Genomic DNA, 24131 nt, shown 5'->3' on the forward strand with positions numbered 1-24131 from the left:
CCTGCAAGCAGGAGGCCAGTTCATGCAGAAATTTGATGAGATGTACGCCATGCTGCCTTTTGACGGCAGCGACGTGCGAGAACACTACAAGCGCTACGCGCAATGGCTGTCCAGGCAGCCGGTGGACGTGATGCAGGCCCGCCGGGCCGAGGCGGAGATGATCTTTCGCCGCGTGGGGATCACCTTTGCCGTCTATGGCGCCAAGGACGAGGACGGTGCCGGCAACGAGCGCCTCATCCCCTTCGACCTGATACCCCGCATCATCCCCTCGCACGAGTGGGCCAGCATGCAGCAGGGGCTGGTGCAGCGGGTCACGGCGCTCAACCGCTTCATCCACGACGTGTACCACGGGCAGGACATCATCCGCGCCGGCATCGTGCCGGCCGACCTGGTGCTCAACAACGCCCAGTACCGCCCGGAGATGGCGGGTGTGCAGGTGCCACAGAACATCTACGCGCACATTGCCGGCATCGACATCGTGCGCGCCCCCAACGCCCAGGGCGAGGGCGAGTACTACGTGCTCGAGGACAACCTGCGCGTGCCCAGCGGCGTGAGCTACATGCTGGAAAACCGCAAGATGATGATGCGGCTCTTCCCCGACCTGTTCAGCATGCACAAGGTGGCGCCTGTGGCCCACTACCCCGACATGCTGCTCGAAACCCTGCGCGCCAGCGCCCCTGCCACGGCCGACGAGCCCACGGTGGTGGTGCTCACGCCGGGCATGCACAACAGCGCCTACTTCGAGCATGCCTTCCTCGCCCAGCAGATGGGGGTGGAGCTGGTCGAAGGCCAGGACCTGGTGGTCAAGGACCGCTTCGTCTACATGCGCACCACGCGCGGCCTGCAGCGCGTGGACGTGATCTACCGCCGCGTGGACGACGACTTCCTCGATCCGCAGGTGTTCCGCCGCACCTCCACGCTGGGCTGCGCGGGCCTGATGGAGGCCTACCGTGCAGGCAACGTGGGCATCTGCAACGCAGTGGGCACGGGCGTGGCCGACGACAAGTCGGTCTACCCCTATGTGCCCGAGATGATCCGCTTCTACCTGGGCCAGGAGCCCATCCTGAAGAACGTGCCCACCTGGATGTGCCGCAAGCAGGACGACCTGCAGTACGTGCTGGACCACCTGCACGAGTTGGTGGTCAAGGAAGTGCACGGCGCAGGTGGCTACGGCATGCTGATCGGCCCGGCCGCCACCAAGGCCGAGATCGAGGACTTTCGCCGTGCGCTGCTGGCCAATCCGGCCGGCTACATCGGCCAGCCCACGCTCAGCCTGTCGAGCTGCCCCACCTATGTGGAAAGCGGCATCGCCCCTCGCCACATCGACCTGCGCCCCTTCGTGCTCAGCGGGCGCGAGGTGCAGATGGTCGCCGGCGGCCTGACCCGCGTGGCCCTGCAGGAGGGCTCGCTGGTCGTCAACTCATCACAAGGCGGGGGCACCAAGGACACCTGGGTTCTCGGAGAAGGAGGGACCCCATAATGCTCAGCCGTACCGCCGACCACTTGTTCTGGATGTCCCGCTACACCGAGCGGGCAGAGAACACCGCCCGCATGTTGAATGTGAGCTACGAGACTTCGCTGCTGCCCCAGTCCGCTGCTGTGGCGCAGGAGGGCTGGGAAGGCCTGCTGTCCATCAGCGAGCTGATCCCCGCCTACACCGCCAAGCATGGCGAAGTGACGCCCGAGCGCGTGCTGCACTTCATGGTGCGCGATGGCGAGAACCCCTCGTCCATCGTCTCCTGCCTGCGCGCTGCGCGCGAGAACGCCCGCGCCGTGCGCGGCGCGCTGACCACCGAGATCTGGGAAACCCAGAACCAGACCTGGCTGGAGTTGCAGCGCCTGCTCAAGGGCGATGCCTACGAGCGCGACCCGGGCCAGTTCTTCGAGTGGGTCAAGTACCGCTCGCACCTGTCGCGCGGCGTGACGCTGGGCACCATGCTGCAGGACGAGGCCTTCCACTTCCTGCGCATGGGCACTTTTCTCGAACGCTCGGACAACACGGCGCGCCTGCTGGACGTGAAGTTCCATGCGGTCAAGAAGGACTTCTTTGGCCGCGCCAGCGAGCGCAACCAGGAGAACGACTTCTACCACTGGAGCGCCATCCTGCGCAGCGTCTCGGCCTTCGAGGTCTACCGCAAGGTCTACCGGGACGTGATCACGCCAGGCCGCGTGGCGGACCTGTTGATCCTGCGCCGCGACATGCCGCGCTCGCTGCATGCCAGCATGCGCGAGGTGGTGGACAACCTGGCCGTGCTGGCCAACGACCATTCGTCCGAGACCCAGCGCCGCGCCGGCCGCCTGCTGGCCGACCTGCAGTACGGCCGCATCGACGAGATCCTGTCGACCGGGCTGCACGCCTTCCTCACGCAGTTCCTGGACCGCGTGAACGACCTGGGTGGCGGCATCAGCCGCAACTTCCTGGTCGCCAACGGGGACTGAGGCCCTGGCCCCGCATCTGCCGCACGGCGGATGCGGGTGCCGTCATTCTGCCGAGGGTGTGGGCATGCGCCCCCATTGCCCGGCCACCACCGACCGCACCTGTGCCACGGCCGAGTCGCGCAGCCCATCTGTGCGCCAGCCCAGCTCCACTGCATAGCGCGGCATTGCCACGGGGCAGGGCAGTACGGTCAGGCCGGCAAGGCGTGTCATCGCATGGGCTGCATGCACGGGCACTGTGGCCACGGCCTGGGTGCCCTTGAGCAGGTAGGGCAGGGCGGCGAAGTGCGTGGTCGATGCCACCACGCGCCGCTTGTGGCCCAGGGCGGCCAGCACCTCGTCCACCACGCCGATGAAGCCGCCCGATGAAATGAGGATGTGGTCCCGCGCCACGTAGTCCTCTACCGTCAGGCGCAGTGGCGCCTTGCGCCGGCCGGTGGGTGCGTCGACCACGCAGGCATAGCCACCTTCGCCCAGCGACTGGTGGCTCAGCCAGCGCGTGGCAAAGCCCCCGGCCGTGATGGCCAGGTCGATCTCGCGCGCCATCAGCATCTCGGCCACGATGTGGCTGTGGGTCTGCCTGAAGGCCAAGCGCAGGCCCGGCGCATGCTGCGCCAGCAACTGCACCAGCCACGGGCCCATGGCGATCTCGAAATCGTCCGACAGGCCCAGCACCACCGAGCGGCCCTGGTAGCGCGCCGCGGGCGATGTGCCCAGGGCCAGGCTCTCGCGGCATTTGTTGAGTGCCTCGCCGATCACGGGCTTGAGCTCCTGCGCGCGCAGCGTGGGCGCCAGGCCGCGCCCCGTGCGCGTGAACAGCGGGTCGCCGTAGACCTTGCGCAGCCGCCCCAGCGCCGCACTCACGGCGGACTGCGTGAGCGACAGGCGCAGTGCGGCGCGGGTGGCGCCACCCTCCTCGTACAGCGCCTCGAACACGCGCAGCACGTTCAGATCGAACCCGATATCAATCTCGTTCATATCAATCAGCAATGGAGAGGCATTGATTCATCTTAGGGCCTTGGCAACACTGGGGTCATCTTCACCCCCAAAGGATGTTTGCCATGGCCCTTTCCACCGTCGCCGCCCTGCAGATCGGCTCCTCCCCCGAGGGCACCGCCCAGACCCTGGCCAATGTGCTCGCCTTCGAAGGCGAGATCAAGGCATCGGGGGCCCGCCTCGTCGTCATGCCCGAGGCGCTGCTGGGTGGCTACCCCAAGGGCGAGATCTTCGGCACCCGCCTGGGCTACCGCTTGCCCGAGGGGCGCGAGGCCTATGCGCGCTACCACGCCAGTGCCATCGACCTGCCTGGGCCCGAGACCGAGGCCCTGGCCGGCCTGGCGCAGCGCACGGGTGCCACGCTGGTGCTCGGCGTGATCGAGCGCGCGGGCAGCACGCTGTACTGCACAGCGCTGTACCTCGACCCCGAGAAGGGCCTGGTGGCCAAGCACCGCAAGCTCATGCCCACGGGCACCGAGCGCCTGATCTGGGGCCAGGGAGACGGCTCCACCCTGCCGGTGGTCGAGTCGGCCGCCGGCCGCGTGGGCGGCGTGATCTGCTGGGAGAACCACATGCCCCTGCTGCGCACGGCCATGTATGCCCAGGGCGTGCAGATCTGGTGTGCACCCACGGTGGACGAGCGCGATATCTGGCAATGTTCGATGCGCCACATCGCGCACGAGGGCCGCTGCTTTGTCATCAGCGCCTGCCAGGTGCAGCCATCGCCGCGCGAGCTGGGCGTGGATGCCCCCGGCTGGGACGCCGACCGACCGCTGATCCGCGGCAACAGCGTCATCGTGGGGCCGCTGGGCGATGTGCTGGCCGGCCCGCTGCAGGGCAAGACGGGCTTGCTCACCGCGCAGATCGACACGGCCGAACTGGTGCGGGCGCGCTACGACTTCGATGTGGTGGGCCACTACGCACGGCCCGATATCTTCAGCCTGCACGTGGACCGGCGCGCACGCCAGACGGTGGCCTTTACCGACTAGGAGGAGTCCTGCTCCACGGCCTGCCGCACCAGCGCCAGGGCGTGGGGCAGGTCCTCCAGCGCCACCGAGCCCAAGGCCACGCGCAGCGCCTGGGGCACGTGGGTCGTGGTGGCGAATGCTTCGGCGGTGGAGACGGTCACGCCGCGCTGCAGCAGCGTGGCTGCAATGCGGTCGGCGCGCTGGTCGTCGCCGAGCGGCAGCCAGACGAAGTAGGAGTGCGGGTGGCGCACCATCGGCAGGCCGCGCAGCGCGCTGGTCACCAGGGCCTGGCGCTGCGCAGTGTCGGCGCGCTTCTCGGCCTCCAGCCGGGCCACGGTGCCGTCCTCGATCCAGGCGCAGGCAATCGCCGTGAGCACGCCGGCCGTGTTCCACGAGGTGGCGCGGATGGCGCGCTCCAGCGGCGCGATCAGCGCGGGCGCTGCTGCGACAAAGCCGAAGCGCAGGCCGGTGGCCACGTTCTTGGACAGGCTGGAGACATACACCGTGCGCTCCGGCGCGAGCGCGGCGATGGGCACCAGGGCGTCGCCTGCCAGGTAGGCGTAGGGTGCGTCCTCGATCACCAGCAGGTCGTGCTGGCGCGCAATCATCGCCAGCCGCCCGCGTGCGCGCGCCGGCATCACGCAGCCCAGCGGGTTGTGCAAGGTGGGCATGGTGTAGATGGCGCGCACGGGCCGTGCATGGCACAGGCGCTGCAGGGCGTCGAGGTCGGTGCCTTCGGGGCCGATGGGCACGGGGGCCAGGTCCAGCCGCAGGCGCTCGGCCAGCACGCGAAAGCCGGGGTAGGTGAGTGCATCCACGGCCACGATGTCGCCGGGGTTGAGCAGGCCCAGCGCCGCAATGGCCATGCCGTGCTGCGCGCCGTTGACGATGAGCACCTGCTCGCCGCTGACCTTGAGCAGCCTCGACTCCAGGTGCTGCGCCACGATGGCGCGCTCGTGCAGGCGCCCGCCATAGGGCTGGTAGTGCAGCAGCGACTCCAGGTCGCCCGATGCCGCCAGCTGGCGCAGCGCCTCGCGCAACTGCTCGGTCTGCCCGGGCACGCTGGGGTTGTTGAACGACAGGTCGATGGTGCTGGCCTGTGGCGCGGTGAGATCCGCCCCCGGCCGCGGGTACGAGGGGTCGCGCACGAAGGTGCCGCGCCCTGTTTCGCCCACCACCAGGCCGATGGCCTCCAGCTCCGCGTACACCCGGCTGGCCGTGCCCAACGCGAGGCCGTGCCTGGCGGCCAGTTCACGGTGCGTGGGCAGTCGGGTGGCAGGCCGCAGCCGGCCGGCGCGGATGTCGGCCGCGAGCGCATCGACCACCTGCTTGTACCGAACCACACCCATGGCAATCCCAATGTATCTATGACAATTCTTTGATTGTACTAAGTGCTTTGCCTACGATGGCGGCTCCATCCCCTTCCAACGGAACCCCACCATGCGCATTGCCCTGCTCGCCTTCGACGGCTTCAATGAACTCGACTCCCTGATTGCCCTGGGCATCCTCAACCGGGTCAAGCGCCCGGGCTGGGAGGTGGCGCTGGTCTGCCCCCAGGCCCGCGTGCGCTCCATGAACGGCATCGTGGTCGAACCGCACCATGCCTCGCTGGCCTGGGCCCAGGGCGCCGATGCGGTGCTGGTGGGCAGCGGCATCCAAACCCGCGAGGTGGTGGAGAACGCGGCGCTGATGGGAGAGATGCAGTTCGACCCCAGCCGCCAACTGCTGGGCGCCCAGTGTTCGGGCGCGCTGGTGCTGGCAAAACTCGGGCTGCTCGATGGCGTACCCGCCTGCACCGACCTGACCACCAAGCCCTGGGTGCAGGCGGCGGGCGTTACGGTGCTCGACCAGCCACTGTTTGCCCGGGGCAACGTGGCCACGGCGGGGGGTTGCCTGTCTTCGTCCTACCTCGCCGGCTGGGTGATTGCCCGTCTGGCAGGCGCCGAAGAGGCGGCGGCCGCTCTGCATTACTTCGCCCCGGTGGGCGAGAAGGAAGAGTACGTGGCCCGCGCCATGGGCCATATCGAACGCTATCTGCCGGTGGCAGAGCTGGCCTGACCTTATTCCTTGGTATTGCGCCGGTAGTCGCGCAGCATGTAGAGGTACAGGCTTTCGACCTTTTCGCGCGCCCAGGGCGTCTTGCGCAGGAACTTGAGGCTCGAGGCCACGCTGGGGTCGCTCTGGAAGCAGCGCACAGGGATGCGCTGCCCCAGTTCGTCCCAGCCGAAGTATTCGACCAGGGCCGTCACCATGGCCTCCAGCGTCACGCCGTGCAGCGGGTTGCGCGGCTGGGCGGGTTTGGCGGGCGTGGCTTCTGGCGGGGTCCCTGGTTCGGGCGTCGGGGTGTCGGGGGCGTCGCTCATGTCCCAAGCATACCTTGGGGGATGGCGCGCAGCGGCTCCGGGGAGTCAGGTCGTGCGCTGCAGGTGCGAGTTGCGTTGGACCAATTCGGCCGTCCAGTCCACGAAGGCACGCACCTTGGCGCTCAGGTGGCGGTTGGGCGGGTAGACCACGTAGATCGGCAGGAGCGCCTGCGTCCATTCGGGCAGCAGGCGCACCAGCGTGCCGCTCTCGAAGTGGCGCGTGGCCTGGAAGCTGGTGATCTGCCCGATGCCCAGGCCCGACACCACCGCCGTCACATAGGCATTGGTCTCGTTCACGCTGACCTGGTAGGGGCCGGTGATGTCCACGGACTCCTCGCCCTTGCGGAACTCCAGCGGGTAGTGGCGCCCGCTCTGGGGCGAGAAATAGACCACGATGGAGTGTTTCTCCTCGATCTCCAGCGGGTGCGTGGGCGTGCCGTGGCGCTCCAGGTACTCGGGCGAGGCCACGGTGATGAATTCCAGGTTGCCAATGCGCCGCGCCACCAGCGACTGGTCGGTCAGCTCGCCCCCGCGGATCACGCAGTCCACGTTGTCGCTGATCAGGTCCACCATGCGGTCGCTCACGCCCAGGTCCACCTGGATGTCGGGGTAGCGCGCATGGAACTCGGCCAGGTTGGGCAGGATGAGCAGTTGTGCCATCGAGGTGCCCACGTCGATGCGCAGGCGTCCGCGCGGGTTGGAGCGGGCGTTGGTCATGCTCGCCTCGATGTCATCGAGGTCGGTGAGCAGGCGAATGGTGCGCTCGTAGTAGGCAGCGCCGTCGGCGGTCACGGTGACGCGGCGCGTGGTGCGGTTGAGCAGCTTCACGCGCAGGCGCTCCTCCAGCGCCTGCACATGCTTGGTGACCGTGGCCTTGGGCAGCGAAAGCGAATCCGCTGCCCTGGTGAACGTGCCGGCCTCCACCACCCGCACGAATATGCGCATGGCCTGTATCTGGTCCATGGGCTCTCCTTGTACTTTGTACTTGCACCCACCAGTGGGTGCAGGGCAATTCTCACACGCGGCCTGCGCTCGATTGTTGAGCTTTTGGAAACAGTGCAGTGGTGTTTGGCCTGTTTATCCGAAAGCGGCAAGGTACTACATTTCATCCATCGTCAATCCAATGGGTCCATGCCATGCAGCCCGATCGTCCGTCCCCCACATCGTCGCCCACCCGTGCCGGAGCCTCCTCCAAGGCCCCTGGCGCCGCAGTGGGCGCCCCCCAGCGCAGCGATGCCACCATTGAGGTGGCCAAGGGCGAAGAGGTGGCGGTGCGCGTCTACGGCCGCAAGCAGCCCGGCAAGCCTTCGCCGCTGGTGGTTCACTTCCACGGCGGCGCGTTCACCACGGGTGACCTGGATACCGGATGTACCGTGGCCGACCTGCTCGAACGCGCCGGCGCCGTGGTGGTGTCGGTGGCTTACCCGCTCACACCCTTCCCCCAGCCCGTCAACACCGGCTACGGTGTGCTGCAGTGGGCGTTTCGCAACCGCGTCAAGCTCGGCGGCCAGGGCGCGCAGATCTACCTGGCCGGCGAAGAGGCCGGTGGCAACCTGGCCGCAGCCGTCTCGGTGATGGCGCGCGACCAGTCGCACCCGCCGCTGGCCGGGCAGATTTTGCTGTCGCCCATGCTCGACCCCTGTGTCGGCACCGCGTCGGTGCGCGAAGCCACGGGCGATGCCACCGGCTGCAAATGGACTGAGGGCTGGCGCAACTTCCTGCGCTGTCCGCGCGATGCCGAACACCCCTATGCCGTGCCTGCCACTGCGCACCGCCTGGCAGGCCTGCCGTCCACGCTGGTGATGGTGGGCGACACCGACCCCATGCACGACGAGGCGCTGGCCTATGCCGCGCGCCTGGAGTCCGCCGGCCTGCTGGTGCGGCGCCATGTGTTTCCCAAAGTCGGAGAGATGCCCGAGGCCCTGGAGGCAGAGCAGCGCGAATGCCCCTGCGCCGAAGGCGCGCTGTTGCAGATCCGGCAGTTTTTCGAGGACACCCGATGTCCAGCCCCCACCTGAGACCCCAGGGTTTGTAGGATGTGGTTGACCTCAACTTAAGTTGAGGTTCGATACTCCCGCCACCCACAACAACCGAGCAGGGCTCACCCCGTAATTTCCGGCCATTGGTGCCGGCGGGGAGAGGCTTTGCCTGTGACTGGCCAAGAGCTGGTGCAAGTGCCGTCTGCGAGCGGTACCGGCCGGCTGTTGCCCGCGCTTTTTGACGATCTGTTTTGCCCATATCAACGACACGGAGGAATTGCCCATGAACACCATCCACCTGCAGGCGGCTGCACCCGGGAGCACTGCCACTGCCGACACCCAGGCCGCCACCGCACGCCGCCGGTGTTGACCTTGCCACCGTGTCATTGCCCAGACTTCGTTTGCATCCATTCCACCCGATCTTGAAAACCGCAACGGGGCGTGTTCCACGAGAACTGCCCCGCCACTGAAAGTCACCATGAACTTCCATCTTCCCTTCCCCAAGCGCCCCCTGGGCCTGGCCACGCTGGCCACCGCTGTCACCGCCGTGGTGGCTTCGTCCGTGCTGGTGTTCCAGTCTCCTTCCGCCCAGGCGACTGACGGCGCAGCGCAGCCCCAGGCCGTGCCCGTGTCGGTGGCCGCCGTGCTGCAGCAGGACATCGCCCTGTGGGACGAGTTCTCGGGCCGGCTCGAAGCCGTGCAGCGCGTGGACATCCGCCCGCGCGTCTCGGGCGCGGTGCAGGCCGTGCACTTCCGTGAAGGCTCGCTGGTCAAGCAGGGCGACCTGCTGATCACCGTCGACCCGGCCCCCTACGCCGCCGAGGTGGACCGTGCCGACGCTCAGGTCGCCGCAGCGCAGGCCCGCGTCTCCTACACCCGCAGCGAAATGGAGCGCGCCACGCGCCTGTTGCAGGAAAGCGCCATCGCCCAGCGTGAGCACGACGAACGCCAGAACGCCCAGCGCGAGGCCGATGCCAACCTGCGTGCCGCCCAGGCGGCTCTGCAGGCCGCGCGCCTGAACCTCGGCTACACCCAGGTGCGGGCCCCCGTAGCGGGCCGCGTGGGCCGCATCGAAGTCACCGTGGGCAACCTGGTGGCCTCGGGCGCCGGCGCGCCGGTGCTGACCACGCTGGTCTCGGTGAGCCCGATCTACGCGAGCTTCGACTCCGACGAGCAGATCGTGGTGAAGGCGCTGCAGGACCTCAAGTCCGGCAGCAGCGCGCGCACCCTGATCGAACGCATCCCCGTGCAGATGGGCACCGGCACCTCGGGCGGCACGCCGCACGTGGGCAAGCTGCAGCTCATCGACAACCAGGTCGATGCCAAGAGCGGCACGGTGCGCGTGCGCGCCGTTTTCGACAACGCCGACGGTGAACTCATCCCCGGCCAGTTCGCCCGCATCCGCATGGGCCAGTCGCGCAGCTCGCAGGCCATCCTGATCAACGAGCGCGCCGTGGGCACCGACCAGAGCAAGAAGTTCGTGCTGGTGGTGGGCGAGGGCAACAAGGCCGAGTACCGCGAAATCACGCTGGGCGCACCCGTCGAGGGTCTGCGCGTGGTCACCTCGGGCCTGAAGGCCGGCGAGACCATCATCGTCAACGGCCTGCAGCGCGTGCGCCCCGGCGCCGTCGTCGCCCCGCAATCCGTCCCCATGACCGCCAAGGCCGAGATCCCTGCTGCCGACCGCAAGGAAGCCCGCGCCGCGAAGTCGCCTGCCGCATGAACGGGCGCCCGCCTGAACGCCACGCCCGCATGCTGAAAGACCTGCCATGAATCTATCCCGCTTCTTCATTGACCGCCCCATCTTCGCCGGGGTGCTGTCGGTGCTCATCTTCCTCGGGGGGCTGATCGCGCTGCGCAGCCTGCCGATCTCCGAATACCCCGAGGTGGCTCCCCCCTCGGTGGTGGTGCGCGCCCAGTACCCGGGCGCCAACCCCAAGGTCATCGCTGAAACCGTGGCCACGCCGCTGGAGGAATCCATCAACGGTGTGGAAGGCATGCTCTACATGGGCAGCCAGGCCACGACCGATGGCGTGATGACGCTGACCGTGACCTTCGCCCTGGGCACCGACCCCGACAAGGCCCAGCAACTGGTGCAGAACCGCGTCTCGCAGGCCGAGCCGCGCCTGCCCGAGGAAGTGCGCCGCCTGGGCGTCACCACGGTCAAGAGCGCGCCCGACCTGACCATGGTCGTGCACATGGTCTCGCCCAACGGCCGCTATGACATCGACTACCTGCGCAACTACGCCGTGCTCAACGTCAAGGACCGCCTCGCGCGGATCCAGGGCGTGGGCCAGGTGCAGATCTTCGGCGGTGGCGACTACTCCATGCGCGTCTGGCTCGACCCGCAGAAGGTCGCGCAGCGCGGCCTCTCGGCCAGCGACGTGGTGGCTTCCATCCGTGGCCAGAACGTGCAGGCCGCTGCCGGCGTGGTCGGCGCATCGCCCGGTCTGCCCGGCGTGGACCTGCAACTGTCCATCAACGCCCAGGGCCGCCTGCAGACCGAAGACGACTTCGGCGACATCATTGTCAAGACCGGCGCCGACGGCGCGGTGACGCGCCTGCGTGACATCGCCCGCCTGGAACTGGGCGCGGCCGACTATTCGCTGCGCTCGCTGCTCAACAACGACCCGGCCGTCGGCATGGGCGTGTTCCAGGCCCCAGGCTCCAATGCCCTGGACATCTCGGCCAACGTGCGCAAGACCATGGACGAGCTGCAGAAGAACATGCCTGAAGGCGTGGAGTTCCGCATCGCCTATGACCCGACGCAGTTCGTGCGCGCATCGATCAAGTCCGTGATCCAGACCCTGCTCGAAGCCATTGCGCTGGTGGTGGTGGTGGTGATTCTGTTCCTGCAGACCTGGCGCGCCTCCATCATCCCGCTGCTGGCCGTGCCGGTGTCGGTGGTGGGCACGTTTGCCGTGCTGCACCTGCTGGGCTTTTCGATCAACGCGCTGAGCCTGTTCGGCCTGGTGCTGGCCATCGGCATCGTGGTGGACGATGCCATCGTGGTGGTAGAGAACGTGGAGCGCAACATCGAGGCCGGTCTGACCCCGCGCGAGGCGACCTACCGTGCCATGCGCGAAGTCTCCGGTCCCATCATCGCCATCGCGCTGGTGCTGGTGGCGGTGTTCGTGCCGCTGGCCTTCATCAGCGGCCTCACGGGCCAGTTCTACCGCCAGTTCGCGGTCACCATTGCCATCTCCACGGTGATCTCGGCCATCAACTCGCTGACCCTGTCGCCCGCGCTCAGCGCGCTGCTGCTCAAGGGCCACAACGAGCCCAAGGACGCACTCACGCGCGGCATGGACAAGGTGCTGGGCGGCGTGTTCCGCGGCTTCAACCGCGTGTTCCACCGCGGCTCCGAGGCCTACAGCGGCGGCGTCAAGCGCGTCATCGGCCGCAAGGCGCTGATGCTGGTGATCTACCTGGTGCTGGTGGGTGCGACCTTCGGCCTGTTCAAGCTGGTCCCGAGCGGCTTCGTGCCCGGCCAGGACAAGCAGTACCTGATCGGCTTTGCCCAGTTGCCCGACGGCGCCACGCTGGACCGCACCGAGGACGTGATCCGCCGCATGGGCGACATCATGAAGAAGAACCCCAACGTGGAAGACGCCATCGCCTTCCCCGGCCTGTCGATCAATGGCTTCACCAACAGCTCCAACTCCGGCATCGTCTTCGCCACGCTCAAGCCCTTTGCCGAGCGCAAGCGTGCCGACCAGAGCGGCGGCGCCGTGGCGGGCCAACTGAACCAGTCGTTCGGAGCCATCCAGGAGGCCTTCATCGCCATGTTCCCGCCGCCACCGGTGGCGGGCCTGGGCACCACGGGCGGCTTCAAGCTGCAGATCGAAGACCGTGCATCGCTGGGCTACGAAGCCATGGACGGCGCCGTCAAGGCCTTCATGGCCAAGGCCTACCAGACCCCCGAGCTGGCCGGCCTGTTCACGAGCTGGCAGGTCAACGTGCCGCAGCTGTACGCGAACATCGACCGCACCAAGGCGCGCCAGCTGGGTGTGCCGGTGACGGATATCTTCGAGACGCTGCAGATCTACCTGGGCAGCCTGTACGCCAACGACTTCAACCAGTTCGGCCGCACCTACAGCGTGCGCGTTCAGGCCGATGCGGCCTTCCGTGCCCGCAGCGACGACGTGGGCCTGCTCAAGGTGCGTTCCACCACCGGCGAGATGGTTCCGCTGTCGGCGCTGATGAAGCTCGAGCCGAGCTTCGGCCCCGAGCGTGCCATGCGCTACAACGGCTTCCTGGCCGCCGACGTGAATGGCCAGCCCGGTCCCGGCTTCTCGTCGGGCCAGGCGCAGGATGCCATCGAGCGCATTGCCGCCGAAACGCTGCCCAAGGGCATCGGCTTCGAGTGGACCGAGCTGACCTACCAGGAAATCCTAGCCGGCAATTCCGCCATGCTGGTGTTCCCCATCGCCATCCTGCTGGTGTTTCTGGTGCTGGCCGCGCAGTACGAAAGCCTGACCCTGCCGATCGCCATCATCCTGATCGTGCCCATGGGCCTGCTGGCCGCGATGACCGGTGTGTGGCTCAGCAAGGGCGACAACAACGTGTTCACCCAGATCGGGCTCATCGTGCTGGTGGGGCTATCGGCGAAGAACGCGATCCTGATCGTGGAGTTCGCCCGCGAGCTGGAGTTTGCCGGGCGCACGCCCGTGCAGGCCGCCATCGAGGCCAGCCGCCTGCGGCTGCGCCCCATCCTGATGACCTCGCTGGCCTTCGTGATGGGCGTGCTGCCCCTGGTGCTGTCCACCGGTGCCGGCGCCGAGATGCGCAGCGCCATGGGCGTGGCGGTGTTCGCCGGGATGATCGGCGTGACGGCCTTCGGCCTGTTCCTCACGCCCGTGTTCTACGTGGTGCTGCGCCGCCTGGCGGGCAACCGCCCCCTGCAGCAGCACGGCAGCCATGTCGCGCCGCTGACGGATGCCTCCGGCCCCGGCGCCGTGGCCCACCCCATATTGGCTGCACCGCGCGGCCATGACGAATGAGCGCAAAGGAGCCTTTGCAATGAATGCGACTACGATTTTTTCCGACCCTTCCCTGACCGTGCGGCGCGCCGCGCGCCTGGCGCCGCTGGTCGCGGCCCTGGTGCTCGCTGGCTGCATGGGCACACCCATCGCGCCGCAGCCCGAGCATGCCGGTGTGGCCGTGCCCGCCAGCTTCAGCGTGGCCGATGGCGCGCCGGCCTGGACCACCGCCGCCCCTGCCGAGGCGCAGCCGCGCGGTGAGTGGTGGCTGGGCTTCCAGGACCCGGTGCTCAGCAGCCTGGTCGAGCGCGCAGCCAGCGGCAACACCAGCATCCAGGAGGCCGCGGCCCGCCTGGCCGAGGCGCGCTCGCTGTTGCGCTCGGCCGATGCGGCCCGGGCTCCCCAGGTGGGTGCCTCGGCGGGCGCCAGCCGCCAGGCCGGTGCGGGCACCACGGGCAGCACGCAGGCGTCCACGCTGACTACGGCCGGCCTCAACGTCTCGTACGAGCTCGACCTGTTCGGGCGCCTGTCCAAGGCCAGCGATGCGGCGCGCCTGGATGCCCAGTCCCGCGATGCGCTGCTGCAGAGCACGCGCCTCATGGTGCAGGCCGACGTGGCGCAGACCTACCTGCAACTGCGCTCGGTGCAGGCCGAGCAACTGCTGCTGCAGGGCAGCCTGTCGGCCTACCGCGACACGCTGCGCCTGACGCAGCGGCGCTTTCAGGCCGGCGACGTGGCCGAGCTCGACGTGGCGCGCGTGCAGACCGAGGTCGCGGCCACCGAGTCCGAGGCCTTGGCCCTGGAGCGCCAGCAGGCGCTGCTGTCCAACGCCCTGGCGGTGCTGGTGGGGGACGTGGCCACCGGCTTTGCCGTGGCCCCGGCGGGCAGCGATGCGGCCCTGCCCGTGATCCCGGCCGGCGTGCCCGGCACGGTGCTGGCGCGCCGGCCCGACGTGTCGGCCGCCCAGGCCTCGGTGCTGGCGGCGCAGGCACGCGTGGGCGTGGCCGAGGCGGCCTGGTTCCCGGCCATCACGCTCACCGGCAATGCCGGGCAGGCCTCGCCCGAGCTCGGTGACCTGTTCAAGTGGTCGGCCCGCTCCTGGGGCATCGGTGCGCTGTTGTCGCTGCCGATTTTCGACGGTGGCCAGCGCAAGGCGCAGGAAGAGGGCGCCCGCGCCCGGCTGGAGGCGGCCATGGCTGCCCACCGTGGCCAGGTGCTGGTGGCCTTTCGCGAGGTGGAGGACCAGCTGAGCGCACTGCGCCTGCTGGCCGGCCAGTCCGAGGCGCAAAGCCGTGCCGTGCAATCGGCCGTGCGCGCCACGCAGCTGTCGGACTCGCGCTACCGCAACGGCCTGGTGAGCCAGCTCGAACTGCTGGACGCGCGCCGCAGCGAGCTGCGCAACCGCCGCCAGGCCCTGCAGGTGCGCACCGCGCAGTACACGGCCACCGTGGGCCTGATCCGCGCGCTGGGAGGCGGCTGGGGCGATGGCAAGGGCGCAGCCCTGGCGCAGGCACCCGCCCGTTGAGCGGTCGTTGTCGCGGGCGGGCTTGACAGGGGCTTTCCGGGGTGCCCGCCCCGGCCTGCTGCAAGGGGCCTATAGTGCCGGGTGTCGCCGCTCGACCGATGGGTTGGTTTTGCGGCCGTCCCCCTCACTTCCCTTGCACGCAGGAGCATCCGCATGAGTTATCCCGATACACGCCTTTTCATCGCTGGCCAGTGGCAGGACGCCGCCGACGGCAAGACCATCGCCGTGCACAACCCCGCCACCGGCAAGGAAATCGGCCGTGTGGCCCATGCCGGCAAGGCCGATCTGGACCGCGCGCTCGAAGCCGCCCAGAAGGGCTTCGAGGCCTGGCGCGACATCCCCGCAGCGGACCGCGCCAAGACCATGCGCCGCGCCGCCGTCCTGATGCGCGAGCGCGTGGACGCGATCGCCGCCATCATGGTGCAGGAGCAGGGCAAGCCCCTGGCCGAAGCCAAGGTCGAGACCATGGCGTCTGCCGACATCATCGAATGGTTCGCCGACGAATCCATGCGCGTCTACGGCCGCATCGTGCCCTCGCGCAACCTCAAGGCCCAGCAACTGGTCATCAAGGACCCTGTGGGCCCCGTGGCGGCGTTCACGCCCTGGAACTTCCCGATCAACCAGGTGGTGCGCAAGCTCGCAGCCGCGCTGTCGGCCGGCTGCTCCATCCTCGTCAAGGCGCCTGAAGAAACCCCGGCCAGCCCGGCCGAACTGATCCGTGCCTTCGCCGATGCCGGCGTGCCCGCCGGCACCGTGGGCCTGGTCTACGGCGATCCGGCCGAGATCTCCAACTACCTGATTCCGCACCCCATCATCCGCAAGGTCACGTTCACCGGCTCCACGCCGGTGGGCAAGCAGCTCGCGGCCCTGGCCGGCAAGCACATGAAGCGCGTGACCATGGAGCTCGGTGGCCACGCCCCCGTGATCGTGGCCGAGGACGCCGATGTGGCCCTGGCCATCAAGGCTGCCGGTGGCGCCAAGTTCCGCAATGCGGGCCAGGTCTGCATCTCGCCCACGCGCTTTCTGGTGCATGAAAGCATCCGCGCCGAGTTCGTGGCCGCGCTCACCAGCCACGCCCAGGGCCTGAAGGTCGGCGACGGCATGGTCCAGGGCACGCAGATGGGCCCGCTGGCCAACCCGCGCCGCATCACCGCCATGGCCGACCTGCTGGCCGACGCCGTGCAGCAGGGCGCCCAACTGTCCGCCGGCGGCGAGCGCATCGGCAGCGAAGGCAATTTCTTCCAGCCCACCGTGCTCGACAACGTGCCGCTGTCGGCCCGCATCTTCAACGAAGAGCCCTTCGGCCCCGTGGCCGCCGTGCGCGGCTTCGAGAAGATCGAGGACGCCATTGCCGAAGCCAACCGCCTGCCTTTCGGCCTGGCCGGCTATGCCTTCACGCGCTCGCTCAAGAACGCGCACCTGCTGTCCCAGCGCCTGGAAGTGGGCATGCTGTGGATCAACCAGGCCGCCGCGCCAGCGGCCGAGCTGCCCTTCGGCGGTTTGAAGGACTCGGGCTATGGCTCCGAAGGCGGCTCCGAAGCCGTCGAGGCGCACCTGAACACGCGCCTGGTCTCGATCATGAACGTTTGAGCCTGTTCCCTCGTTCCCCGGACTGCACAAGCCGTGCGGACCGGGCGGATGGGGACCGCCATGCGCGTTGGCAGCCGGGCGAAGGCCCGGTTGCCTGTCTACCTGCCGGATTGCACGAAGCTTGACACCGGTTCGGTAAATACATATCATGATATATATCAAAAGATTAATACCATGGTCCACGACACTGTCAAGGAACTCGGATTCCTCACGCTCGGCACCCGCTTTCGGCGCATCGGCGAGTCGCTGCAGGCGCAGACCCAGGCGCTCATGGCCCGGCATGGCATCGACATGCCCGCGGCCCATTTCCCGCTGCTCGCAGCGCTGGACCGGCATGGCCCGCTGGGCGTGGGGGAACTGAGCACAGCGGTCGGTGTCAGCCAGCCGGTGGTCACGCGCTCACTGCGGGGGCTCGAGGCCAGCGGGCTGGTGGAATCCCGCTCCCTGAAGGACGACCGGCGCATCCGCAAGGTGCAACTCAGCGAGGCCGGGCATGTGTTGGTCGAGCGTGCCCGGCGCGAGGTCTGGCCGGTGATCGAGGCCTCGGTGGCCCAGATCTGCGCACCGCTCGAAGGCCCGCTGCTGGAACAACTGGCCGCGCTGGAGGCGGGCCTGGAACATACCTCGCTGCTGCAGCGTGCCGCAGTGTCCATCGCGGCACAGCCCGCGCGATTCCAAGGAAAGGCATCCCGATGAACAGCCCACTCGACCGCCCTGTGTGGGCCTCTCTGCTGCATGCGCCGCAGCTCGCCGAAGGCAGGGACCTCGCCAGGCGCTACCGGCGCGACGTGAACCTGTTCGCGTCCGCGCGCGATGACGACAGCGCCAGCCTTGCGGCGCTGGCGGACTTGGTGGGGACGGGAGAATCCGTCTACTTGGCGCAGGTTCCACCCGTGCAGGTACCGCCGGGCCTGCAGATCGTGCGCAGTGCCCAGGGCGTGCAGATGCTGGCCATGCAGCCCGTCACGCCCGAGCGGGGAGAAGAGGCCGTGCTGGCACTGGGCGATGCGGATGCGCCCGAGATGCTGGCGCTCGCGCAACTGACCGAGCCCGGCCCCTTTCTGCCGCGCACGCACACCATGGGTCGCTTCGTCGGCGTGAGGATCGGGGGGCGGCTGGCCGCGATGGCTGGCGAGCGCATGCATTTTGCGGGCGCCACGGAAGTCAGCGGGGTCTGCACCCATCCCGACTTCCGGGGGCGCGGCCTCGCGCGCCAGCTGTCGTCGGTGGTGGCGCACGCCATCCAGCAGCGTGGCGAACAGGCGTTCCTGCATGCCTGGACCACCAACCACGCGGCCATCGCGCTCTATGAAAGCCTGGGTTTCCAGACCCGGACGGAGGTGCAGGTGGCCGTGCTGGCGCGGTAGTCCCGGGCGAGGTTGCCTGCAAACGCTTGCCCGGGCCGCGCCGGCCTTACCTGGAGCGCAGGGGCTCGGCCATGACGAAGCGCCGTTTCCCCGCCTCCTTGGCCCGGTACATGGCGTTGTCGGCCTGCTGCAGCAGGGCCTCGCAACTGGCCAGGCCGGTGGTGGCATGCGGGCCGTAGCTGGCACCGCCGATGCTCGCGGAAATCTGCAGCACCAGGCCCTCGATCAGGAACGGGGATGCCAGGCTTTCCACCAGCTTGCCAGCCACCTTGGCCGTGCCCCGCAAGCCCGGCTGCACCAGTGCCACGGCGAATTCGTCGCCCCCCAGCCGTGCAACCAGGTCGCCGCCCCGCACCTCCAGCAACAGGCGCTGGGCGGCCTGCTGCAACAGGGCGTCGCCGACCGCGTGGCCGTGGGCGTCGTTGATGCCCTTGAACCCATCGAGATCGACGAACAGGATGGAGACGTTGCCGCCGTTGCGGTGGGCCTGCGCCAGCTGCTGCTGCACGATCTGCCGGAACAGCGTCCGGTTGGCCAGGCCCGTCAGCATGTCATGGTGGGCCTCGTGCTTCGCCGTGTCCAGCAGGTGAGCGGCCTGGCGCAGTGCGTGGCCCACCTTGTCGGCCTCCGTCAGGCCCAGGGGCGGCACCACGATGGGGGCGCCCGAACCCAGGGCCAACGCCGGCCCGGTCAAGGCCTGCACGGCATTGGCGATGCTGCCGCCGATGCGCCAGGCCAGGAGCAGGCTGGCGGTCAGCATCAGCACCAGGCCTGCGATCAGCCACGCGACCGTGCTCAGCAGCGGGGTGCTGAGGCTGTTGCTTGGAATGCCGATGGAGACCGCCCAGCCCGTGGCGGGTGAGCGGCTGAAAGCCGAGAGCACGGGAATGCCTTCCAGGGTCACGGCATCCACCGAGTCCTCATCCACCTGGGCCAGCCGCTCCAGCAGCCGCGGGGCGCCCTTGGCCCCGACAAACCGCCGCATCTCGTGGCTGCGCGCGACGATGCTCCCCTCGGCGTCGTGGATGGAGACGATCCAGTCCCTGGCCAGGTGCTGGTTGTTCAGCAACTGGGTCAGCCGTTCGGGCCACAGGCTGGCCCTCAGCCACTGGTCCGAAGCAGGGGCCTTGCCGGCGTTTCCGGGCGCCACGGGCACTGCGTTCGTGACGGCAGTCTCCTTCTCGAAACGGGTTTGCAGAAAGGCCGCTTGCGAGAAGGAGGATGAGGCTGGGCGGGGGCCGTGCGATGGGGTGGTGGAGTGGGTGCCTGGCGGCAGACGGGTGTCCATCAGCACGCTGCCATGGCCGTCCTCCAGCACGAGGGCCGCCACGTGCAGGTGGCCCAGCGCATCCTCGGCCTGCAGCTGGAAGGCGGGCAGGTTGCCGTCCAGCAGCGACCGGGACGTGGACAGCACCCTGAGGCCCGACTCGACACCGGCGAGGTCCTTGTCCACGGTGGCAATGATGGCGCGGGCCGTGACCACCAGCGCCCTGGCCTGCTGCTCGCGCAGGCGCTGGTAGTCGTAGACCATGACCACCACGGCCATCAGGGACACGGGCAGGCTGGCCGCCACCACCAGGAACACCAGGCGCGAGCGGATGGTCGGTGGCATGGCGCCATAGACAGAAATCAGCAGCGTGGTGACCAGGAACAGCGCCACCAGCCCGCTGATGATGAAGCCCAGCCAACTGCCACCGATGCCGGCCGGCCCTGCACCGCAGACGCTGCCGGGGGCGAAGTTGGCGGCCGCCATGCCCGTGTAGTGCATGCCGGCGATGGCGGCCCCCATGACCAGTGCGCTGGCAGTTTTCTTGCGAAAGCCCGTCAGCACGGTTTCGTGGCGCAGGCGAAAGCAGATCAGCAGCGCTGCGCTCGAGGCCGCGATGGCGACGAGCACCGAGAGGCCAAACAGCCAGGGGTCGTAGGCGATGCGCGGGCGCATCTGCATCGCTTCCATGCCCAGGTAGTGCATGGCGGCGATACCCAGGCCCATGAGCGTGCCCGCAACCAGCAGGCGTTGCCAGCCCAGGTGCCGCCGGCTGACCGTGTGCAGGGCCAATGCCGAGGACAGCACGGCGACCAGCCAGGATGCCAGCGTGGTGCCGGCGTCGTAGGCCAGTGGCACCGGCAGCGAAAAGGCCAGCATGCCCACGAAATGCATGGACCAGATGCCGGTCCCCATGGCCAGGGCGCCGCACCCGAGCCACAGCAGTGCGCGGCGCGCATTGCCGATGGCTGCTGCCACCCGCGAGGCCATGTCCAGCGCCACGAACGATGCCACCACCGCCGTCGCGACCGACAGCAGCACCAGCACCAGGTCGTAGCTACCCTGCATGGGCGCCCGGGATCCGGCCCCTGTGCGGGGCGGCTGGCATGCGCAGACTCATCGACACCTCCCCTGGGAAACGCGTGGACATCCTCCTCGGACAACCATGCTAGCGGTTCCCTGCGGCGGCTGAAAGCTTTGCTTTGCACGCCGCCGCCGCAGCAGCAGCGGCTGGACCGGTGCCTCAGAGGCTGGGAATTTTTTGGCCGTGTCCGAAGTGCGCGCCACAACGCCTCGGATCTAGGCGTAAAGCACAGCCATAGCTCGGGCTATGGCGAGCATTTGCAACGACGATCCGGGGTGTTTTGGCGTGCAAGGCGGGCGTGGACGAAAGATTCTCAGTCTCTCAGAACCGGTAGGTCGAGGTCAGTGCGTAGGTGCGCCCCTGCCCATAGAAGCAGTCGCCCCGCGCCAGGCACTGAGTGATGTGCACCTTGTCGGCCAGGTTGGTCACGTTGAAGGCCAGGCGCCAGTCGCCCGCGTCGTAGGCCAGCAGGGCATCTGCCAGCGTGGCCGAAGGGGTGGTGATGGCAGACGTGCCGCTCCACTGCGAGCCGGTGTAGCGCACGCCGGCGCCGACGGTCCAGCCGCCGCGCCCTTCGGAGGCAAAGCGGTGCGACAGCCAGGCCGATGCCGTGTGCTTGGGCACGCTGGCCACGGGCAGGCCCTGGTCGCCAGCGTTGCTGCGAGAAATCTTGGCATCGGTGTAGCCGTAGGCCAGGGTGGCGTCCCAGTGGCTGGCCAGGCTGGCGGTGATCTCGGCCTCCAGCCCGGTGACCTTGACCTCGCCGATCTGCAGGCTGTTGAGCGGGTCTGCCGGGTCATTGGTCTTGCGGTTGGTCTCGCGCAGCTGGTAGGCAGCGACAAAGGCCGAGATGCCCTGGCCTGGTGGCTGCCACTTCACGCCGGCCTCCCACTGCTTGCCGCGCGTGGGCTTGTAGGGTGTGCCGTACACGTCCACGCCGCCCAGCGGCTGGAAGGACTCGGAGTAACCCACGTACGGGGCCCAGCCACCATCCATCTGGTAGGTGGCGCCGGCGCGCTTGGTCCAGGCCTTGTCGTCCACGGCGGCCACGGGGCGGCCTTCGGTGTCGGTCTTGGCGCTGTCGTGGCGCAGGCCCAGCGTGGCCGTCCATCGACCCCAGGTGATCTGGTCCTGGGCATAGAAGCCGAGCTGGCGCTGCGCCACGCCGGGCTGGCGCACCAGGGCCGATGCATTGGGGGCTGTGAAATTGCCGTAGACGGGGTTGTACACGTCGATGGACGGGGCCAGCGCACGCCAGGCCGACTGGCCCGAGTGGTTGCGCTGCATGTCCAGGCCTGCCAGCAGCGTGTGTTGCGTGGCGCCCGCATTGAGCTTGCCCTCGAGCTGGGTGTCGATGAGCAGCATGCGGCCGGTGTTGAGGTTCCAGGAGGCATCGCGCACCACGCTGCGGTTGTCGCTGTTGAACACCGGGCGCGCTGGGCGGCCCGTGGCGGCATTGGCGGCGAAGCTGGTGTAGATGGTGCGGTAGTCCACCTCGGTCACGGTGCGGCGCAGGTTCTGGCGCACGGTCCAGGCATCGTTCAGGCGGTGGCTGAACAGGTAGCCCCAGGAGCTGTTCTCGGTGTTGAAGGCATCCCAGCCCGGCTCGCTGATGAAGGCCGAGCGCGGGATCTGGCCATAGGGGCTGGGCAACTGCGTGCCTTGCCAGGGGAAGAAACCGATCAGCGATCCGCTCTTGTCCTTCTGGTACAGGCCCTGCAGCGTGAGCGAGGTGTCCGCGCTGGGGCGCCAGGTCAGAGAGGGGGCCAGCACCGTGCGGTCATCGGCCACATGGTCAACCTGGGTGCCACTGTCGCGGCCCACGGCCACCAGGCGGTACAGCCACTGGCCATTGGCATCGAGCGCGCCGGTCAGGTCGGCGGCGATCTGCTTGCGTGCATGGCTGCCCACCTGCACCTGCACTTCGCGCGCGGTCTCGGCCTGGGGGCGCTTACTCGTGAGGTTGAGCACACCGCCCACGCTGCCCTGGCCATAGAGCACCGAGGTCGGGCCACGCAGGAATTCCACGCGCTCCAGCGTGTACGGATCGGGCCGGCTGCTGTTGTAGGTGCCGTAGGTGCGCAGCAGGCCGTCCTGGTACTGGGACACATTGGCGCCGCGCGCGCTGAAGCTGTCCACGCGGCTGTCGAAGTAGTTGGAGACGGCGCCGGCGGTGTAGGCGGTGACCTGGCGCAGCGTCTGCACGCCCTGGGCCTCCATCTGGTCACGGGTCACCACGCTGATGGCCTGGGGTGTTTCGAGCAGCGGCGTGTCGGTCTTGGTGGCGCTCAGGGCGCGCTTGGCCACGAAGCCGGCGACCGGCGCCGTGGGGTTCTCCCGCTCTGCGCCGGATTGCACGGTCACGGGGGCGAGGGTGGCTTCAGCGGCGGGGGGCGTGGCGGTCTGGGCCTGTGCACAGGCGCTGCAGACCATCAGGAACGCGGCGTGTGCAATGGCAGTGCGCGGAAGCCGCGCGAGGCAATGGGATGGCATGGTTGTCGATGGCAGTGGTGCAGCCTGCGGCCATGCGGCGGCGAAGGCTGGTTGGCTGGGGTGTGGCGGTGCGCGGCCGGCGCCGTGAAGGCTGCCGGTGGCAGTGGCTGGCGAGAGGAAAAGGGGCCGGGTGCAGGTCCGGATGCCCTGGAAATCCCCCTACCAGGTTCGATGGCCCTGCAGCCACCTGTGTCGGGGGTTGGCGCCCCTTCGGGCGCGGGTGGTCAGTGCTTTTCGGGTGCGGGTGGCAGCGGTGGCGATACGGCGCCCTCGGCCTGCACGAAGCTCAGCGTGGTGACGTAGCTGGCTTCACCGTACTTTTCGCCCTGCGCTTCGCCCGGGGTCTTGTCGGTGTGATGCACTTCGGCCACGTACTGGCCCTTCCAGGGGGTCAGGAACTCCACGGTGCCGTCGGCGGCGGACTCGGCTTCGCGGCTCCAGCCGGCGGGCGAGACCAGCTGTACCTTGGCCTTGGGCAGGGGGTTGCCGTTGAACACGACCTTGAGCTGACCGGGCTTGCCGGTGGGCACCAGGTCCAGCGTCTGGCCGGGGGTTACCGGTTGTGCCAGGCTGGCGACCCAGCGGGCCGAGGGCTGCCAGTACATGGCGGGCAGGTTGCGCTTGCTGCGGTCGATCAGCGGGTACGTGGCGGCGGCGAACAGCGTGTCGGCATTGCCGGTCACGGTGTAGGCGAAGGCGTCCTTGGTGAGCTTGCCCTCGACCTTCTGGCTGGCGGTGCCGGCGCGCTGCTCTAGCACGGGCACACCCTTGAACTTGTCCAGCGAGCCGGGGGATGTTTCGCGCAGGTTGTCATTGAACTCGCCGAAGTGCAGGCGGGCTTGGCCGCCGGCGTTTTCGAGCCACACTTGGTGGGCCTGGGCCGTGGTGGCGCCGGCGATCAGCAGGGCGGCGGCCAGCAGGGGTTTCAGGGAGGATGTCATGGAAGTCTTCCTTTCAAGGGTTGGATGCAGAAAAAAACGGACTCGAACAATCGCTCCACCCCTGCCGAAGCGGGGACGGGGTATGTGGCTCGCTGCGCCGGGCGCAGCCGGTGGCAGTGGCTGACCGACCCCCTGCAGGC

Annotated in this window: 18 protein-coding genes and 1 pseudogene; 11 read left to right on the forward strand and 8 right to left on the reverse strand. The window is 68.6% G+C overall.

Features of this window, described 5'->3' with window-relative positions:
- The first annotated feature begins 22 nt into the window (after window positions 1-22).
- Together ASE31_RS14295 and ASE31_RS14300 are read left to right on the forward strand one after the other, a co-directional pair.
- Complete coding sequence (locus ASE31_RS14295; RefSeq protein ID WP_007854621.1) at window positions 23-1480, forward strand: circularly permuted type 2 ATP-grasp protein; 1458 nt, start codon at window positions 23-25, stop codon at window positions 1478-1480.
- Window positions 1480-2439 carry an alpha-E domain-containing protein gene (locus ASE31_RS14300; protein ID WP_057202295.1) on the forward strand — a complete coding sequence of 320 codons (960 nt, stop codon included), beginning with the start codon at window positions 1480-1482 and terminating at the stop codon, window positions 2437-2439. The genes ASE31_RS14295 and ASE31_RS14300 overlap by 1 nt, the downstream gene beginning before the upstream one ends.
- Window positions 2440-2481: 42 nt before the next feature.
- Here ASE31_RS14300 and ASE31_RS14305 read toward each other — a convergent pair whose 3' ends face one another.
- Window positions 2482-3414 carry a LysR family transcriptional regulator gene (locus ASE31_RS14305; protein ID WP_057202297.1) on the reverse strand — a complete coding sequence of 311 codons (933 nt, stop codon included), beginning with the start codon at window positions 3412-3414 and terminating at the stop codon, window positions 2482-2484.
- Window positions 3415-3497: 83 nt separating this feature from the next.
- On the opposite strand from ASE31_RS14305, the gene ASE31_RS14310 reads away from it, so the two are divergent.
- Window positions 3498-4421 carry a carbon-nitrogen hydrolase family protein gene (locus ASE31_RS14310; protein WP_057202575.1) on the forward strand — a complete coding sequence of 308 codons (924 nt, stop codon included), beginning with the start codon at window positions 3498-3500 and terminating at the stop codon, window positions 4419-4421.
- Here ASE31_RS14310 and ASE31_RS14315 read toward each other — a convergent pair.
- Complete coding sequence (locus tag ASE31_RS14315) at window positions 4418-5749, reverse strand: PLP-dependent aminotransferase family protein (protein WP_057202299.1); 1332 nt, start codon at window positions 5747-5749, stop codon at window positions 4418-4420. The two genes, ASE31_RS14310 and ASE31_RS14315, sit on opposite strands and share 4 nt — an antisense overlap.
- 91 nt (window positions 5750-5840) lie before the next feature.
- On the opposite strand from ASE31_RS14315, the gene ASE31_RS14320 reads away from it, so the two are divergent.
- The gene (locus tag ASE31_RS14320) at window positions 5841-6458 is read left to right on the forward strand and encodes a DJ-1/PfpI family protein (RefSeq protein WP_057202301.1); all 618 of its coding nucleotides are present in this window, start codon (window positions 5841-5843) and stop codon (window positions 6456-6458) included.
- A 2-nt stretch (window positions 6459-6460) separates the two neighbouring features.
- Here ASE31_RS14320 and ASE31_RS14325 read toward each other — a convergent pair whose 3' ends face one another.
- Both ASE31_RS14325 and ASE31_RS14330 read right to left on the reverse strand, forming a co-directional pair.
- Window positions 6461-6763 (reverse strand): VF530 family DNA-binding protein, encoded by a 303-nt coding sequence (locus ASE31_RS14325; protein ID WP_057202303.1) that lies wholly within the window; start codon window positions 6761-6763, stop codon window positions 6461-6463.
- A gap of 45 nt (window positions 6764-6808) precedes the next feature.
- Window positions 6809-7726 (reverse strand): LysR family transcriptional regulator, encoded by a 918-nt coding sequence (locus ASE31_RS14330; RefSeq protein ID WP_057202305.1) that lies wholly within the window; start codon window positions 7724-7726, stop codon window positions 6809-6811.
- Between the two features lie 173 nt (window positions 7727-7899).
- Between ASE31_RS14330 and ASE31_RS14335 the strand changes: the two genes are divergently transcribed.
- The 7 genes from ASE31_RS14335 to ASE31_RS14365 all read left to right on the forward strand — a co-directional run bounded on the left by ASE31_RS14335 (window position 7900) and on the right by ASE31_RS14365 (window position 18206).
- The gene (locus ASE31_RS14335) at window positions 7900-8781 is read left to right on the forward strand and encodes an alpha/beta hydrolase (RefSeq protein WP_235514449.1); all 882 of its coding nucleotides are present in this window, start codon (window positions 7900-7902) and stop codon (window positions 8779-8781) included.
- A gap of 439 nt (window positions 8782-9220) precedes the next feature.
- Window positions 9221-10465: an efflux RND transporter periplasmic adaptor subunit gene (locus ASE31_RS14340; RefSeq protein ID WP_157412471.1), complete on the forward strand. Its 1245-nt coding sequence runs from the start codon at window positions 9221-9223 to the stop codon at window positions 10463-10465.
- Window positions 10466-10511: 46 nt separating this feature from the next.
- Window positions 10512-13745, forward strand: coding sequence for an efflux RND transporter permease subunit (locus ASE31_RS14345; protein WP_057202309.1), 3234 nt, complete (start codon window positions 10512-10514; stop codon window positions 13743-13745).
- Between the two features lie 19 nt (window positions 13746-13764).
- The gene (locus tag ASE31_RS14350; protein WP_057202311.1) at window positions 13765-15249 is read left to right on the forward strand and encodes an efflux transporter outer membrane subunit; all 1485 of its coding nucleotides are present in this window, start codon (window positions 13765-13767) and stop codon (window positions 15247-15249) included.
- A 153-nt stretch (window positions 15250-15402) separates the two neighbouring features.
- Window positions 15403-16839 (forward strand): NAD-dependent succinate-semialdehyde dehydrogenase, encoded by a 1437-nt coding sequence (locus ASE31_RS14355; protein WP_057202313.1) that lies wholly within the window; start codon window positions 15403-15405, stop codon window positions 16837-16839.
- Between the two features lie 174 nt (window positions 16840-17013).
- Window positions 17014-17535 (forward strand): MarR family winged helix-turn-helix transcriptional regulator, encoded by a 522-nt coding sequence (locus ASE31_RS14360; RefSeq protein ID WP_057202316.1) that lies wholly within the window; start codon window positions 17014-17016, stop codon window positions 17533-17535.
- Window positions 17532-18206, forward strand: a complete 675-nt coding sequence (locus ASE31_RS14365) for a GNAT family N-acetyltransferase (protein WP_057202318.1) — start codon at window positions 17532-17534, stop codon at window positions 18204-18206. The genes ASE31_RS14360 and ASE31_RS14365 overlap by 4 nt, the downstream gene beginning before the upstream one ends.
- Before the next feature lie 46 nt (window positions 18207-18252).
- Here the strand turns inward: ASE31_RS14365 and ASE31_RS14370 are convergent, their stop codons facing one another.
- The 4 genes and pseudogenes from ASE31_RS14370 to ASE31_RS14380 form a co-directional block, all read right to left on the reverse strand.
- Window positions 18253-20463: a diguanylate cyclase domain-containing protein gene (locus ASE31_RS14370; RefSeq protein ID WP_369819459.1), complete on the reverse strand. Its 2211-nt coding sequence runs from the start codon at window positions 20461-20463 to the stop codon at window positions 18253-18255.
- Window positions 20455-20544 (reverse strand): annotated as a pseudogene (locus ASE31_RS33110) (MHYT domain-containing protein); the annotation flags it as partial. The pseudogene ASE31_RS33110 and the gene ASE31_RS14370, both read right to left, overlap by 9 nt.
- A 334-nt stretch (window positions 20545-20878) precedes the next feature.
- The gene (locus tag ASE31_RS14375; protein ID WP_235514473.1) at window positions 20879-22990 is read right to left on the reverse strand and encodes a TonB-dependent siderophore receptor; all 2112 of its coding nucleotides are present in this window, start codon (window positions 22988-22990) and stop codon (window positions 20879-20881) included.
- A 284-nt stretch (window positions 22991-23274) separates the two neighbouring features.
- Window positions 23275-23991 (reverse strand): TonB-dependent receptor, encoded by a 717-nt coding sequence (locus tag ASE31_RS14380; protein WP_057202324.1) that lies wholly within the window; start codon window positions 23989-23991, stop codon window positions 23275-23277.
- Window positions 23992-24131: the final 140 nt, after the last annotated feature.

Source organism: Acidovorax sp. Root217 (genome assembly GCF_001428645.1).
Classification (GTDB): Bacteria; Pseudomonadota; Gammaproteobacteria; order Burkholderiales; family Burkholderiaceae_C; genus Acidovorax.